The sequence below is a fragment of the Pseudomonas sp. genome (genome assembly GCF_048269965.1).
In the GTDB taxonomy this organism is placed as follows: Bacteria; Pseudomonadota; Gammaproteobacteria; order Pseudomonadales; family Pseudomonadaceae; genus Aquipseudomonas.
The window spans coordinates 154,781-167,741 of record NZ_JBLWTV010000002.1 but is presented as its reverse complement, the minus strand read 5'-3'; the positions used below and the strand labels follow the sequence as shown (position 1 = coordinate 167,741).

At 65.4% G+C, this 12,961-nt stretch carries 12 protein-coding genes; 8 read left to right on the top strand and 4 right to left on the bottom strand.

Going from position 1 to position 12,961, the window contains the following annotated elements:
- Positions 1 to 17: 17 nt before the first annotated feature.
- The 3 genes from flgD to flgB are packed head-to-tail and all read right to left on the bottom strand — an operon-like array spanning position 18 to position 1,479.
- Positions 18 to 695 carry a flagellar hook assembly protein FlgD gene (gene flgD / locus ACN0X6_RS03100; protein WP_417702023.1) on the bottom strand — a complete coding sequence of 226 codons (678 nt, stop codon included), beginning with the start codon at positions 693 to 695 and terminating at the stop codon, positions 18 to 20.
- The gene (gene flgC / locus ACN0X6_RS03095; RefSeq protein ID WP_160016933.1) at positions 695 to 1,123 is read right to left on the bottom strand and encodes a flagellar basal body rod protein FlgC; all 429 of its coding nucleotides are present in this window, start codon (positions 1,121 to 1,123) and stop codon (positions 695 to 697) included. Before flgC ends, flgD begins: the two co-directional genes overlap by 1 nt.
- A gap of 2 nt (positions 1,124 to 1,125) precedes the next feature.
- Positions 1,126 to 1,479: a flagellar basal body rod protein FlgB gene (gene flgB / locus ACN0X6_RS03090; RefSeq protein ID WP_160016934.1), complete on the bottom strand. Its 354-nt coding sequence runs from the start codon at positions 1,477 to 1,479 to the stop codon at positions 1,126 to 1,128.
- Positions 1,480 to 1,665: 186 nt separating this feature from the next.
- Between flgB and flgA the strand changes: the two genes are divergently transcribed.
- Positions 1,666 to 2,376, top strand: coding sequence for a flagellar basal body P-ring formation chaperone FlgA (gene flgA, locus ACN0X6_RS03085; RefSeq protein ID WP_417702020.1), 711 nt, complete (start codon positions 1,666 to 1,668; stop codon positions 2,374 to 2,376).
- A gap of 372 nt (positions 2,377 to 2,748) precedes the next feature.
- On the opposite strand, the gene glcC is transcribed toward flgA, so the two are convergent.
- The gene (glcC, locus tag ACN0X6_RS03080) at positions 2,749 to 3,522 is read right to left on the bottom strand and encodes a transcriptional regulator GlcC (RefSeq protein WP_072423634.1); all 774 of its coding nucleotides are present in this window, start codon (positions 3,520 to 3,522) and stop codon (positions 2,749 to 2,751) included.
- Positions 3,523 to 3,761: 239 nt separating this feature from the next.
- Between glcC and glcD the strand changes: the two genes are divergently transcribed.
- From glcD to ACN0X6_RS03045, 7 genes are all read left to right on the top strand, one after another.
- Entirely contained in the window at positions 3,762 to 5,261 is a 1,500-nt protein-coding gene (glcD, locus tag ACN0X6_RS03075; protein WP_160016935.1) for a glycolate oxidase subunit GlcD, read from the top strand.
- Positions 5,261 to 6,316 carry a glycolate oxidase subunit GlcE gene (gene glcE / locus ACN0X6_RS03070; protein ID WP_417702018.1) on the top strand — a complete coding sequence of 352 codons (1,056 nt, stop codon included), beginning with the start codon at positions 5,261 to 5,263 and terminating at the stop codon, positions 6,314 to 6,316. The genes glcD and glcE overlap by 1 nt, the downstream gene beginning before the upstream one ends.
- Positions 6,317 to 6,319: 3 nt before the next feature.
- Positions 6,320 to 7,537: a glycolate oxidase subunit GlcF gene (glcF, locus tag ACN0X6_RS03065; protein WP_417702016.1), complete on the top strand. Its 1,218-nt coding sequence runs from the start codon at positions 6,320 to 6,322 to the stop codon at positions 7,535 to 7,537.
- 89 nt (positions 7,538 to 7,626) lie between these two features.
- Positions 7,627 to 8,025 carry a heme-binding protein gene (locus tag ACN0X6_RS03060; protein WP_417702014.1) on the top strand — a complete coding sequence of 133 codons (399 nt, stop codon included), beginning with the start codon at positions 7,627 to 7,629 and terminating at the stop codon, positions 8,023 to 8,025.
- Positions 8,026 to 8,402: 377 nt separating this feature from the next.
- Positions 8,403 to 10,580 (top strand): malate synthase G, encoded by a 2,178-nt coding sequence (locus ACN0X6_RS03055; protein WP_417702012.1) that lies wholly within the window; start codon positions 8,403 to 8,405, stop codon positions 10,578 to 10,580.
- Positions 10,581 to 10,881: 301 nt separating this feature from the next.
- On the top strand, positions 10,882 to 12,582 hold the full coding sequence (locus ACN0X6_RS03050; RefSeq protein WP_417702010.1) for an L-lactate permease: 1,701 nt from the start codon (positions 10,882 to 10,884) through the stop codon (positions 12,580 to 12,582).
- Between the two features lie 139 nt (positions 12,583 to 12,721).
- Positions 12,722 to 12,889 (top strand): rubredoxin, encoded by a 168-nt coding sequence (locus tag ACN0X6_RS03045; RefSeq protein ID WP_003242223.1) that lies wholly within the window; start codon positions 12,722 to 12,724, stop codon positions 12,887 to 12,889.
- Positions 12,890 to 12,961: the final 72 nt, after the last annotated feature.

The following is a 12,961-nucleotide window of genomic DNA, read 5'->3' as shown; positions in this document are numbered from 1 at the left end:
TGAACGAGTAGGAGGGTTCAGAGCAGACCGGCGGTCTGCGTCTGGCCGAATTCGGTGATGTTGTAGAAGGGCACGGTGCCAACGCCGACGACTTCCAGCACCGGGCCTTCGGCGCTGACGCGCACCTGGGTGACGCGACCGGCCACCTCGACCTTGGGGTACTCGCCGCTGTCGCTCTTGACCTCGACCTTGTAGCTGCCCGGCGCCAGGCCAAGGGCCTCGGGGTCCAGCTCGAAGGGCACGCGCCCCGGCGCCTGGCTGCCCAGGTCGATTTCCTTCTTCACGCCATTGCTGTCGGTGACCACCAGAGCCAGCGTGCCGGCGGCATGCTCCAGGTTGATCTCACCCTTGACCTTGTCCGCACCCAGCTCCAGTTGCTCGGTCGCCACCTTCACTTCCTGGCCGACCAGGCCAGCGGCGGTGAGGGTCTGCAGGTTGTCCAGCAGCACCAGGTTGCTCTTGCTCAGCGAGGCCATGTTTTCCAGGCTCTTGACCTGGCTCATGGCGGCGAACTGGTTGAGGAACTCGGTGCTGTCCACCGGTTTGGTCGGGTCCTGGTTCTGGATCTGCGCGACCATCAGGGTGAGAAAGTTGTTTTCCAGCTGGGTCGCGTCGCTGACGTTGACCGACTGCTTCACCGCCTCGTCGATGCTGTAAGCGGGATTGTTCTGGCTGTTATTACTGACCGTGGTCATCAGGATTCTCCGAGCTTGAGCAGGCCCTGCTGCATGCTTTTCAGGCGATTGAGCACTTCGACGCTGGTCTCGAAGCTGCGGGTGGCCGACATCATGTCGGTCATCTCTTCGATCTGATCGATGTCGGCGTAGAACACGTAGCCCTGGTCATCGGCCAGGGGATTGTCCGGCTCATAGCGGCGCACCGGTTCACGACCGGCGGTGACCACATCGAGCACCTGCACATGGGCGCCGCCCATGCCTGCGCTGCGGGTCAACTGGTCGTTGTTGTAGACGGCCGCGAACACCGGCTTGCGTGCCTGATACACGTCCTCGGCGCTGGCAGCGGCCGAATCGGCGTTGGCCAGGTTGCTGGCCACCGTGTTGAGGCGCACGGTCTGCGCGTTCATCGACGAGCCGGCGATGCGGTAGATGGAGTCGAAAGCCATGATCAACGCCCCTCGATGGCCTGTTTCAGGCCACGGAATTTCATGCTGAGAAAGGTCAGGCTGGTCTGGAAGTCCATGCTGTTCTTGGAGAACGCGGCCTGCTCCACACTCAGCTCGACGCTGTTGCCGTCCTGCGACGGCTGGGTCGGTACGCGGTACTTGAGATCCGCGCTGCTGGCGGCGAATGCCGGCTGCGAGTCGAGCTGCCGCATCTCGCCAGCAAAATCGATGTCACGGGCGAGAAAGCCCGGGGTGTCTTCGTTGGCCAGGTTGGCAGCGAGGATTTCGCTGCGCTGCATACGCAGTTCGATCGCTCGCGAATGCAGGCCCACCACGTCATCAATCCGTATACTCATTTACCGGTACCCTTAACCCAAGGTTGTGCCCAGGTGCCTTCAGCACAAAGCGTGCCCAACCCAGTAGAGAGCCGTATCACATTGATTTTAAAGGCATTTAAAAGACATAGAGACGACTTCCACGTCGCCTTCCTTCCGCATCGAAGCGCGGCCTGGAGGAAAAGCGGAAAGGGCTTTTCCGCCTGGGTGTCGACGTTTTTCCTCCTTGCCCTGCTGCCGCTGAGCGCTGCGTACGGCGAGACCGATGCCACCAGCCAGATCGACCAGGCCGTGACCGCACACATGCAGCAGATGCTGACCGAGGAAGCCAGGCGTCAGGCCTGGCAAGGGCAGCGCCACAGCCTCGATATCACCCTGCTCAATAGCGCCGAACGCCTGCCGGCCTGTACCCAGGCGCTGAGCGTGACAGTCAGCAGCGACGATCCCTCTCCCCTGTCACGTCAACGCCTGGACCTGAGCTGCGCCGATACGCCCGGCTGGAGCGTCACGGCCCTGGTGCAAGCCAGCGTGTTCCTGCCGGCCGTGCATGCCGCCCGCGTGATCGAACGCGGCCAGACCATCACCGCCGAACAGCTGCAACTGCAGGAAGTGAACGTCGGCAGAGCCTCACGCGGCTTCTATAACAGCGTCGACGAGGTGATCGGCCAGGGCGCCAAGCGTCGCCTGCGCGCCGGCCAGTTGATCGCGCCGAATCTGCTCTCCGCGCCCCTGCTGATCCGTCGCGGCCAGCAGGTGACCATCATCGCCAGTCAGGACGGTATCTCCGCGTCGGCCACCGGCGAAGCCCTGGCCAATGGCCGCGAAGGCGAGGTGATCCGCGTGCGCAACCTCGGCAGCCAGAAAGTGATCGAAGCGCAGGTGGTGGAAGAAGGAGTGGTGACCAGCATCTTCAGGTAACGCCGATGCGCACCCGTGCGTCGGCACGCATGGCGGGTGCAACCCGCCACCAACTGCTGGCGGGATGGCTCCCACGCTCTGCGTGGTAGCCCCTGTGAGGGCGCTCTGCGCCAGTTCACGGTGTGCGTCTGTATTGCGGCAGACGCGGCGCGTCTAGAGCTGCGTTTCCACGCGGAGCGTGGGAACGATCATGCGCACCAACGCGCCGCTGCTAGCTAGATGGCTCCCACGCTCCGCGTGGTAGCCCCTGCATGGGCGCTCTGCGCCAGTTCACGGTGTGCGTCTGTATTGCGGCAGACGCGGAGCGTCTGGGCTGCGTTTCCACGCGGAGCGTGGGAACGATCACCCGCCATCAGCCGGGTTTCACCCGCCCTACGCCCAGCCTTCCAGGCGCATGGTGGCGCGCACCAGGCGCTGCTCTTCCTGCTCGATCTCCTGCAGGTTGTCGCGGATGCTGTTGATGTGGTCGCGCGCGGCGCGCTGGGCCTGTTCCGGCAAGCGCTCGATCACCGCGTGGTACAGCCGCGAATGCTGACGGTCGATCTGCCGCTTCTGCGCCGGGCGGTGGTAAAGGTTGTTCACCGAGGCGAACACGGTGCTGAGCATCAGGTCGGTCAGCGACTGCAGGGTGTGCACCAGCACCGGGTTGTGCGAGGCCTCGCAGATGGCCAGGTGGAAGGCGTGGTCGAGACGCGCATGTTCGCGCGGGTCGACCGGATTTTCCTGCGCATGGGCCGCCAGCATCTCTTCGTAACGCCGGGTCAGCAGGACGAAATCCGCCTCGGTGCCACGCAGCGCCGCCAGGCGCGCCGACTCGCCTTCGAGCAGACCGCGCACCTCCAGCAGGTCGTACAGAGTGCGCGGTTGCGAGTTGAACAGGTGCATCAGCGGGCTGGCGTCGCGCTCGCCGCTGAGCTTGGCCACCCGCGAATCACGGCCCTGAGCGGTGTCGATGATGCCGCGACCGCGCAGCACCTTGAGCCCTTCACGCAGCGCCGAACGGGAGATACCCAGTTTCTCGCACAGGCGCCGCTCCGACGGCAGTGGCTGCCCCACCTTGAGCACACCGTCCACGATCAACCGCTCGATACGCTCGGCCACCACATCGCTGACCTGTCGCCGTGCGACGCCTTGTTGCCCGTCCATTCGCCACCTCCGCAGAACTGGTCGTACCAATTTTTAAGGACCACCTTAGACCCTGTGGATGCCGACAGGCAAGCCACGCCGGATAAGACCTTAGCCCCATCCATGGTGAAAGCCTGACGAAAGAAACTGGTCCTACCAGCATCAAAGAGGATGGACGTAAAAATGCTGGCGGCCTAAACATGCGGCCCAAGGTCGCGGCATGACCGCCAATAACAACAACGTCCACGATTGAGCCTGCCATGAGCATTCTGTACGACGAGCGCGTCGACGGCGCGCTACCCACGGTCGACAAGGCCGCCCTGCTGGCGGAGTTGCGCCAGCGCCTGCCCGACCTCGACATCCTGCACACCCAGGAAGACCTCAAGCCCTACGAGTGCGACGGCCTGTCCGCCTACCGCACCACGCCGATGCTGGTAGTGCTGCCCGAGCGCATCGAGCAGGTGCAGCAGTTACTCAAGCTCTGCCACGCCCGTGGCGTGCCGGTGGTGGCGCGCGGCGCCGGTACCGGCCTGTCCGGCGGCGCACTGCCGCTGGAAAAGGGCATCCTGCTGGTGATGGCGCGCTTCAACCAGATTCTCGAGATCAACCGCGAAGGTCGCTTCGCCCGGGTCCAGCCCGGCGTACGCAACCTGGCGATTTCCCAGGCCGCCGCGCCCTTCGACCTGTATTACGCCCCCGACCCGTCCTCGCAGATCGCCTGTTCCATCGGCGGCAACGTCGCCGAGAATGCCGGCGGCGTGCACTGCCTGAAGTACGGCCTGACCGTGCACAACCTGCTCAAGGTCGACATCCTCACCGTCGAGGGCGAGTTCATGACCCTCGGCAGCGAAGCTCTGGACGCCCCCGGTTTCGACCTGCTGGCGCTGTTCACCGGCTCCGAGGGCATGCTCGGCATCGTCACCGAGGTCACCGTCAAGCTGCTGCCCAAGCCGCAGGTGGCCAAGGTGCTGCTGGCGGCCTTCGACTCGGTGGAAAAGGCCGGGCGCGCGGTCGGTGACATCATCGCTGCCGGCATCATTCCTGGTGGCCTGGAGATGATGGACAACCTGGCCATCCGCGCCGCCGAGGACTTCATCCACGCCGGCTACCCGGTAGAGGCCGAAGCCATCCTGCTGTGCGAACTGGACGGCGTGGAAGCCGACGTGGCCGACGACTGCGAGCGGGTGCGTGAGGTGCTGGAAAAGGCCGGCGCCACCGAAGTGCGCCTGGCCCGCGACGAGGCCGAGCGAGTGAAATTCTGGGCCGGGCGCAAGAACGCCTTCCCGGCGGTCGGGCGCATCTCGCCCGATTACTACTGCATGGACGGCACCATCCCGCGCCGCGAGCTGCCTGGTGTGCTGCGCGGCATCGCCGAGCTGTCCGAAGAGTACGGCCTGCGCGTGGCCAACGTGTTCCATGCCGGCGACGGCAACATGCACCCGTTGATTCTTTTCGATGCCAACGTGCCTGGCGAGCTGGAGCGCGCCGAGGCCATCGGCGGCAAGATCCTCGAACTCTGCGTCAAGGTCGGCGGCAGCATCACCGGCGAGCACGGCGTCGGCCGCGAGAAGATCAACCAGATGTGCGCGCAGTTCAACAGCGACGAAATCACCCTGTTCCACGCAGTGAAGGCGGCGTTCGACCCGAGCGGCCTGCTCAACCCGGGCAAGAACATTCCCACCCTGCACCGCTGCGCCGAGTTCGGCGCCATGCACGTGCACCACGGCCAACTGCCCTTCCCGGAACTGGAGCGTTTCTGATGTCGCATGATTTCGACGCCAGCGCCGCGTTGCTGGAACAGGTCAACCACGCGCTCAACAGCGCCACGCCGCTGCGCATCCAGGGCAGCGGCAGCAAGGCCCACCTGGGCCGCGCCACCAGCGGCGAGGTGCTGGATACCCGCCTGCACCGTGGCATCGTCAGCTACGACCCTACCGAGCTGGTACTCACCGCTCGCGCCGGCACGCCACTCACCGAAATCGAGGCGGCGCTGGAGGCCAACGACCAGATGCTGCCGTGCGAGCCGCCGCATCTGGGCGATGGCGCCACCCTCGGTGGCATGGTCGCTGCGGGGCTGTCCGGCCCGCGCCGGCCCTGGGCCGGATCGGTGCGCGACCAGGTGCTCGGCACCCGTGTGATCTCCGGCCAGGGCAAGCTGCTGCGCTTCGGCGGCGAGGTGATGAAGAACGTCGCCGGCTACGATCTGTCGCGCCTGATGGCCGGCAGCTTCGGCTGCCTCGGCCTGCTCGCCGAAGTGTCGCTCAAGGTGCTGCCCAAGCCGCGCCAGGTGCTCAGCCTGCGCCTGGAAGTGGACGCCCTGCATGCGCTGAACAAGCTCGCCGAGTGGGGCCAGCAGCCGCTGCCGATCAGCGCGGCCAGCCACGACGGCGCGGCGCTGCACCTGCGCCTGGAAGGTGGCGAAGGCTCGGTACAGGCCGCGCGCCAACGCCTCGGTGGTGAAGAGATCGACAACGCCTACTGGCATCAGCTGCGCGAACAGCGCCTGCCGTTCTTCAGCGTCAGCGGCACGCTCTGGCGCCTGTCGCTACCGGCCAACAGTGGTCTGCTCGACCTGCCCGGTCGCCAGATAATCGACTGGGGCGGCGCGCAGCGCTGGCTGAAGACGGACGCCGATGGCGAGCTGATCCAGCGCGTGACGGCCAAACTCGGCGGCCATGCCACCTGTTTCGCCGCCGGCCAGGCGCAACCTTTCCAGCCGCTGGCTGCACCGCTGCTGCGCTACCAGCGCCAGTTGAAGAACCAGCTCGACCCCCAGGGTATTTTCAACCCTGGCCGCATGTACGCCGAGGTATAAGACGTGCAGACCAATTTGAGTGAACAGGCCAAACGCCTGCCGCGCGCCGAGGAAGCTGAACGCATCCTGCGCTCCTGCGTGCATTGCGGCTTCTGCAACGCCACCTGCCCGACCTATCAGTTGCTCGGCGACGAGCTGGACGGCCCACGCGGGCGCATCTATCTGATCAAGCAGATGCTCGAGGGCAACGAAGTCACGGCCAAGACCCAGCAGCATCTGGATCGCTGCCTGACCTGCCGCAACTGCGAAACCACCTGCCCGTCCGGTGTGCAGTACCACAACCTGCTGGATATCGGGCGCGAAGTGGTCGAGCAGGCGGTGCCCAGGCCGCTGAACGAACGCCTGCTGCGTCAGGGCCTGCGCGCCGTGGTGCCGCGACCGGCACTGTTCAGGACGCTGACCCAGACCGGCCTGGCCCTGCGCCCGCTGCTGCCGGCCGCGCTCAAGGCCAAGCTGCCGCGCGAGATTCGCCCAGCCAAGCCACGCCCGACGCAACAGCACACGCGCCGCGTGTTGATGCTCGAAGGCTGCGTGCAGCCGGGGCTGTCGCCCAACACCAACGCCGCCACCGCGCGCGTGCTGGATCGCCTCGGCATCAGCGTCACGCCGATTCGCGAAGCGGGTTGCTGCGGCGCCGTGGACTATCACCTCAACGCCCAGGAAGCTGGCCTGCAACGTGCGCGGCAGAACATCGATGCCTGGTGGCCGGCCATCGAGGCCGGCGCCGAAGCCATCGTGCAGACCGCCAGCGGCTGCGGCGCCTTCGTCAAGGACTACGGCCATCTGCTCGTCAGCGATCCGGCCTATGCCGCCAAGGCGGCGCGGGTCAGCGCATTGGCCAAGGATCTGGTCGAGGTGCTGCAAAGCGAGGCGCTGGAGAAGCTGCAGGTACGCGCCGAGCAGCGCCTGGCCTTCCATTGCCCCTGCACCCTGCAGCATGCGCAGAAGCTCGGCGGCGCAGTGGAAGGCGTGCTGACGCGCCTCGGTTTCGGCCTGACCGCCGTGCCGGATGGCCACCTGTGCTGCGGCTCGGCCGGCACCTATTCGCTGACCCAGCCCGAGCTGTCGCGGCAGTTGCGCGACAACAAGCTGAACGCCCTGGAAAGCGGCAAACCCGACGCCATCGTCACCGCCAATATCGGCTGCCAGACCCATCTGGACGGTGCCGGACGTACTCCGGTTAGGCACTGGATCGAGATAGTCGAGGAGGCCATGCACTGATCGCCGTAGCCCGGATGAAATCCGGGACAACGAACGCCGTAAATCCCGGATTGCATCCGGGCTACGAAACCACGAATACGAGGTATGCCATGCAACACAAAGCCGTACTCAGCCAGACCGAAGTTGCCCAGATCCTCCAGGCGGCCCGCAGCGAAGCGCAGCAACAGGGCTGGGCCGTGGCCATCGCCGTGGTCGATGACGGCGGCCACCCGCTGGCCCTGGAACGTCTCGACGGCTGCGCGCCGATCGGCGCCTACATCGCCACCGAGAAAGCGCGCAGCGCCGCCCTCGGCCGCCGTGAAACCAAGGGGTACGAGGACATGGTCAATAGCGGGCGCAGCGCCTTCCTCAGCGCGCCGCTGATTACTTCATTGGAAGGTGGCGTGCCGGTGCTGGTGGACGGCCAGGTGGTGGGTGCCGTGGGCGTGTCCGGGGTCAAGGCCGAGCAGGACGCGCAGGTGGCCAAAGCAGGTATTGCGGCCCTTTAAACATGCGGCGCAGCCGCCAACTGATGCCCTTCTCCCTCTGGGAGAAGGTGGCACGAAGTGCCGGATGAGGGGGCTTTGGCAACGCAGCCGCCAACCGATGCCCTTCTCCCCCAAGGGAGAAGCTGCCACGAAGTACCAGATGAGGTTTTTTTGCAACGCAGCCGCCAACCGATGCCCTTCTCCCCCAAGGGGGAAGCTGCCACGAAGTACCAGATGAGGTTTTTTGCAACGCAGCCGCCAACTGATGCCCTTCTCCCTCCGGGAGAAGGTGGCACGAAATACCGGATGAGGGGCATTTGCAGCGCACCGCCATAACCCCTCACCCCCAGCCCCTCTCCCAATGGGAGAGGGGAGCGAATAGACAGGAGAACAGAAACATGACCGAACGCGTGCAATGTCAGCGCCTGCAGGTAGCCGCCGAGCTCAAGCAGTTCATCGAACACGAAGTGCTGCCCGGCAGCGGTATCGAGGCTGCGGCCTTCTGGAACGGTTTCGACGCGCTGGTGCACGATCTGGCGCCACGCAACCGTGCGCTGCTGGCCGAGCGCGACCGCCTGCAGACCGAGCTGGATGCCTGGCATCGCGCCAACCCCGGCCCGATCCGCGACATGAACGCCTACCGCGCCTTCCTCGGCACCATCGGCTATCTGCTGCCACAGCCGGAGAAGGTCAAGGCGACCACCGCCAAGGTCGACAGCGAGATCGCCACCCAGGCCGGCCCGCAACTGGTGGTGCCGGTGATGAATGCCCGTTACGCACTGAACGCCGCCAACGCTCGCTGGGGCTCGCTGTACGACGCGCTGTATGGCACCGACGCGATCAGTGAGGCTGATGGCGCCAGCAAAGGGCCGGGCTACAACGAAGTACGCGGCGCCAAGGTGATCGCCTTCGCCCGCGCCTTCCTCGATCAGGCGGCGCCGCTGGCCAAGGGCTCGCACGCCGACGCCAGCGCCTATGCCGTAGTCGCCGGCCAGTTGCAGGTGACCCTGAGCAGCGGCGCGCAGACCTCCCTGGCACAGCCAGAGAAATTCGTCGGCTTCCTGGGCGATGCCGCCGCACCGAGCGCGGTGCTGCTGAAGAACAACGGCCTGCACTTCGAGATCCAGATCGACGCGGGCAGCCCTATCGGCCGCACTGACGCCGCCGGGGTCAAGGACGTGCTGATGGAAGCGGCGTTGTCGACCATCATGGACTGCGAGGATTCGGTGGCCGCCGTCGACGCCGCTGACAAGGTGGTGATCTACCGCAACTGGCTGGGCCTGATGAAAGGTGACCTGGCCGAGGAACTGGACAAGGGCGGCAAGCGCATCACCCGCCGCCTCAACCCGGATCGCACTTACACCGGCGCCGACGGCAGCGAACTGACCCTGCACGGTCGCTCGCTGCTGTTCGTGCGCAACGTCGGCCACCTGATGAGCAACCCGGCCATCATCGATGGCGAAGGCCATGAGATTCCCGAAGGCATTCTCGATGCCGTGGTCACCAGCCTGATCGCCCTGCATGACCTCAAGCGTCGTGGCAACTCGCGCACCGGCAGCGTCTATATCGTCAAGCCGAAGATGCACGGCCCGTTCGAAGTGGCCTTCGCCAACGAGCTGTTCGGTCGCGTCGAACAGCTGCTGGGCATGGCGGCCAACACCCTGAAGATGGGCATCATGGACGAGGAGCGGCGCACCAGCGTCAACCTCAAGGCCTGCATCGAGGCCGCCAGCGCGCGCGTGGCCTTCATCAACACCGGCTTTCTCGACCGCACCGGTGACGAGATGCACACCGCCATGGAAGCCGGCGCCATGCTGCGCAAGGGCGACATGAAGTCCAGCGCCTGGATCCAGGCCTACGAGCGCAACAACGTGCTGGTCGGCCTGGCCTGCGGCCTGCGTGGCAAAGCGCAGATCGGCAAAGGCATGTGGGCCATGCCGGACCTGATGGCGGCCATGCTCGAACAGAAGATCGGCCACCCGAAGGCCGGCGCCAACACCGCCTGGGTGCCGTCGCCGACCGCCGCCGTGCTGCACGCCCTGCACTACCACCAGGTCGACGTGCAGGCGGTGCAGAGCGAGCTGGAGCTGATCGACCTGGCCAGCCAGCGCGACAGCCTGCTGGGCGACCTGCTCAGCGTACCGGTCAGTGCCGAACGGCCCTGGAGCGCCAGCGATATCCAGCAGGAACTGGACAACAACTGCCAGGGCATCCTCGGTTACGTGGTGCGCTGGGTCGAGCAAGGCGTCGGCTGTTCCAAGGTGCCGGACATCCACAACGTCGGCCTGATGGAAGACCGCGCCACATTGCGGATCTCCGCCCAGCACATCGCCAACTGGTTGCACCACGGCGTGGTCAGCGAGGCCCAGGTCCGCGAGACGCTGCAGCGCATGGCGCAGGTGGTGGACGGGCAGAATGCCGGCGATCCGGCCTACCGCCCGATGGCACCGAACTTCGAGCAATCCCATGCCTTCCGCGCCGCCAGTGATCTGGTGTTCAAGGGCCGCGAGCAGCCGTCCGGCTACACCGAGCCGCTGCTGCACGCCTGGCGTTTGCGTTTCAAAGAGGAGGTTTGAATGACTGTGTGAGGGGCCTCAGCCGCGAGCTGTTTGTAGTTTCCTTGTCGCGGCTACGACTGCCTGGATGCAGGAGGTAGAGCGAAGCAGGATGCCAGAGCCGAAAGCCCCTCCCACTGAGCAGTAACAAGCCCTGACGGTTTCTGACCGTCGGGGCTTTCGAGCATGAGCGCGACGATGGGTGATCCCTGTCTTCGTGGCTCGCGGAAAGGTCGGTGCCGTGGTGCCCGGCCCTTCCAGATGCGTGGCGCCGGGTGTCCCCGGAAATTTGTGGTTCACAAGAAAAAGAAGGAACCAACCCATGAGTCAAACGCTGCTGTCCATCCTGGCCTTCGTGCCGCTGGTGCTGGCGGGTGTGCTGTTGATCGGCTTTCGCTGGCCGGCCAAGTACGCGATGCCGCTGGTGTTCGTCCTCACCGCCCTGATCGGCCTGCTGGCCTGGGACATGTCCCTCAACCGGGTCATCGCCTCCAGCCTGCAGGGGCTGATTCTCACGGCCTCGATCCTGTGGATCATCTTCGGCGCGATCCTGCTGCTGAACACCCTCAAGCACTCGGGAGGTATCGCGGCGATCCGCCGGGGCTTCTCCAATGTCAGTCCGGATCGCCGCGTGCAGGCGCTGATCGTCGCCTGGCTGTTCGGCTGCTTCATCGAGGGTGCCTCCGGTTTCGGCACCCCGGCTGCCGTGGCCGCACCGCTGCTGGTAGCCCTGGGCTTCCCGGCACTGGCCGCGGTGGTGCTGGGGATGATGGTGCAGTCCACACCGGTGTCCTTCGGTGCGGTGGGTACGCCGATCCTGGTGGGCGTCGGCGCCGGTCTGGACAGAACCGGCATCACCGAACAACTGGTGGCCAGCGGCAGCAGCTGGGAAACCTTCTTCCACCTGATCTACTCGCGCGTGGCCATCACCCACGGCCTGATCGGTCTGCTGATGCCGCTGATCATGGTGATGATCATGACGCGCTTCTTCGGCAAGAATCGGAGCTGGAAGGAAGGCCTGGCCATCGCACCGTTCGCCATCTTCACCGCCTTCGCCTTCTCCCTGCCGTACATGGCCGCCGGCGTGTTCCTCGGCCCGGAATTCCCCTCGATGATCGGCGCCCTGGTCGGCCTGGCCATCGTGGTGCCGGCCGCCAAGGCCGGCTTCCTGCTGCCGAAGGACAGCTGGGACTTCGCTGATCCAAAGGACTGGCCGTCCGACTGGATGGGCAAGATCGAGATGAAGCTCGACGAGGTGGCCGGCAAGGCGCCGATCTCCGTCCCCATGGCCTGGGCACCCTACCTGTTGCTCGCCGTGTTCCTGGTGATCTCGCGTACCTTCCCTGAGGTCAAGGCAGCCCTGATGAGCCTGAGTTTCGGCTGGAAGGATATCCTCGGTGAAACCGGCGTATCCGGCACCATCGAGCCGCTTTTCCTGCCGGGTGGCATCCTCTGCATGGTGGTGCTGGTGACCTTCTTCCTGCACCGCATGCGCTTTTCCGAGCTCAAGGCGGCAGTGGGCGAGTCGAGCAAGACCCTGCTCGGTGCCGGCTTCGTGCTGATCTTCACCATTCCCATGGTGCGTATCCTGATCAACTCGGGCGTCAACGGCAGCGACCTGATGTCGATGCCCGTGGCCATGGCACAACTGGTGGCCGACAGCGTCGGCGGCGTGTATCCGTTCTTCGCGCCGGCGGTCGGCGCACTGGGCGCCTTCATCGCCGGCTCCAACACCGTGTCCAACCTGATGCTGTCGCAGTTCCAGCTCAACGCGGCGGAGCTGATCGGCGTATCCGGGGCGATGATGGTGGCGGTGCAGTCGGTCGGTGCAGCGGCGGGCAACATGATCGCCATCCACAACGTGGTGGCGGCATCGGCAACCGTTGGCCTACTCGGACGCGAAGGCATCACCCTGCGCAAGACCATCCTGCCGACGCTCTACTATCTCGCCATGGCCGGCGTGATCGCGCTGGTGGCGATGTACGGCATGGCGCTGACCGATCCACTGATGAGCAGTCGCTGACTTCTGGCGGGTCGTGCACTGCACGACCCGCCTTTGGTTGGCCGCTGGCGGACGACGATCGTCGCCGGTCCGCTTGGCGCATCGGTGCAATTACGGTAGCGTTCATCGCGCACTACCGTGAGATACGCCTGAGGGTTATATGAAGAAGTGGCAATGCGTGGTCTGTGGACTGATTTACGACGAGAGCCAGGGCTGGCCGGATGACGGCATCGCTCCCGGCACCCGCTGGGAAGACGTGCCGGAAGACTGGCTATGCCCTGACTGCGGCGTCGGCAAGATGGATTTCGAGATGATCGAAATCGGCTGATCACGCCTGGTTTTCACAAAACGGCGACCCTCGGGTCGCCGTTTTCGTTTGCCGCGACGACCCGTAGGGTGC

What these genes read in the sequence shown, in the direction of transcription:
- glcC (WP_072423634.1), bottom strand. Translation starts at nt 3,522, where the DNA reads ATGGACGGGCAACAAGGCGTCGCACGGCGACAGGTCAGCGATGTGGTG.
- flgB (WP_160016934.1), bottom strand. Translation starts at nt 1,479, where the DNA reads ATGAGTATACGGATTGATGACGTGGTGGGCCTGCATTCGCGAGCGATC.
- glcD (WP_160016935.1), top strand. Translation starts at nt 3,762, where the DNA reads ATGAGCATTCTGTACGACGAGCGCGTCGACGGCGCGCTACCCACGGTC.
- ACN0X6_RS03060 (WP_417702014.1), top strand. Translation starts at nt 7,627, where the DNA reads ATGCAACACAAAGCCGTACTCAGCCAGACCGAAGTTGCCCAGATCCTC.
- flgD (WP_417702023.1), bottom strand. Translation starts at nt 695, where the DNA reads ATGACCACGGTCAGTAATAACAGCCAGAACAATCCCGCTTACAGCATC.
- flgC (WP_160016933.1), bottom strand. Translation starts at nt 1,123, where the DNA reads ATGGCTTTCGACTCCATCTACCGCATCGCCGGCTCGTCGATGAACGCG.
- ACN0X6_RS03055 (WP_417702012.1), top strand. Translation starts at nt 8,403, where the DNA reads ATGACCGAACGCGTGCAATGTCAGCGCCTGCAGGTAGCCGCCGAGCTC.
- glcE (WP_417702018.1), top strand. Translation starts at nt 5,261, where the DNA reads ATGTCGCATGATTTCGACGCCAGCGCCGCGTTGCTGGAACAGGTCAAC.
- ACN0X6_RS03050 (WP_417702010.1), top strand. Translation starts at nt 10,882, where the DNA reads ATGAGTCAAACGCTGCTGTCCATCCTGGCCTTCGTGCCGCTGGTGCTG.
- ACN0X6_RS03045 (WP_003242223.1), top strand. Translation starts at nt 12,722, where the DNA reads ATGAAGAAGTGGCAATGCGTGGTCTGTGGACTGATTTACGACGAGAGC.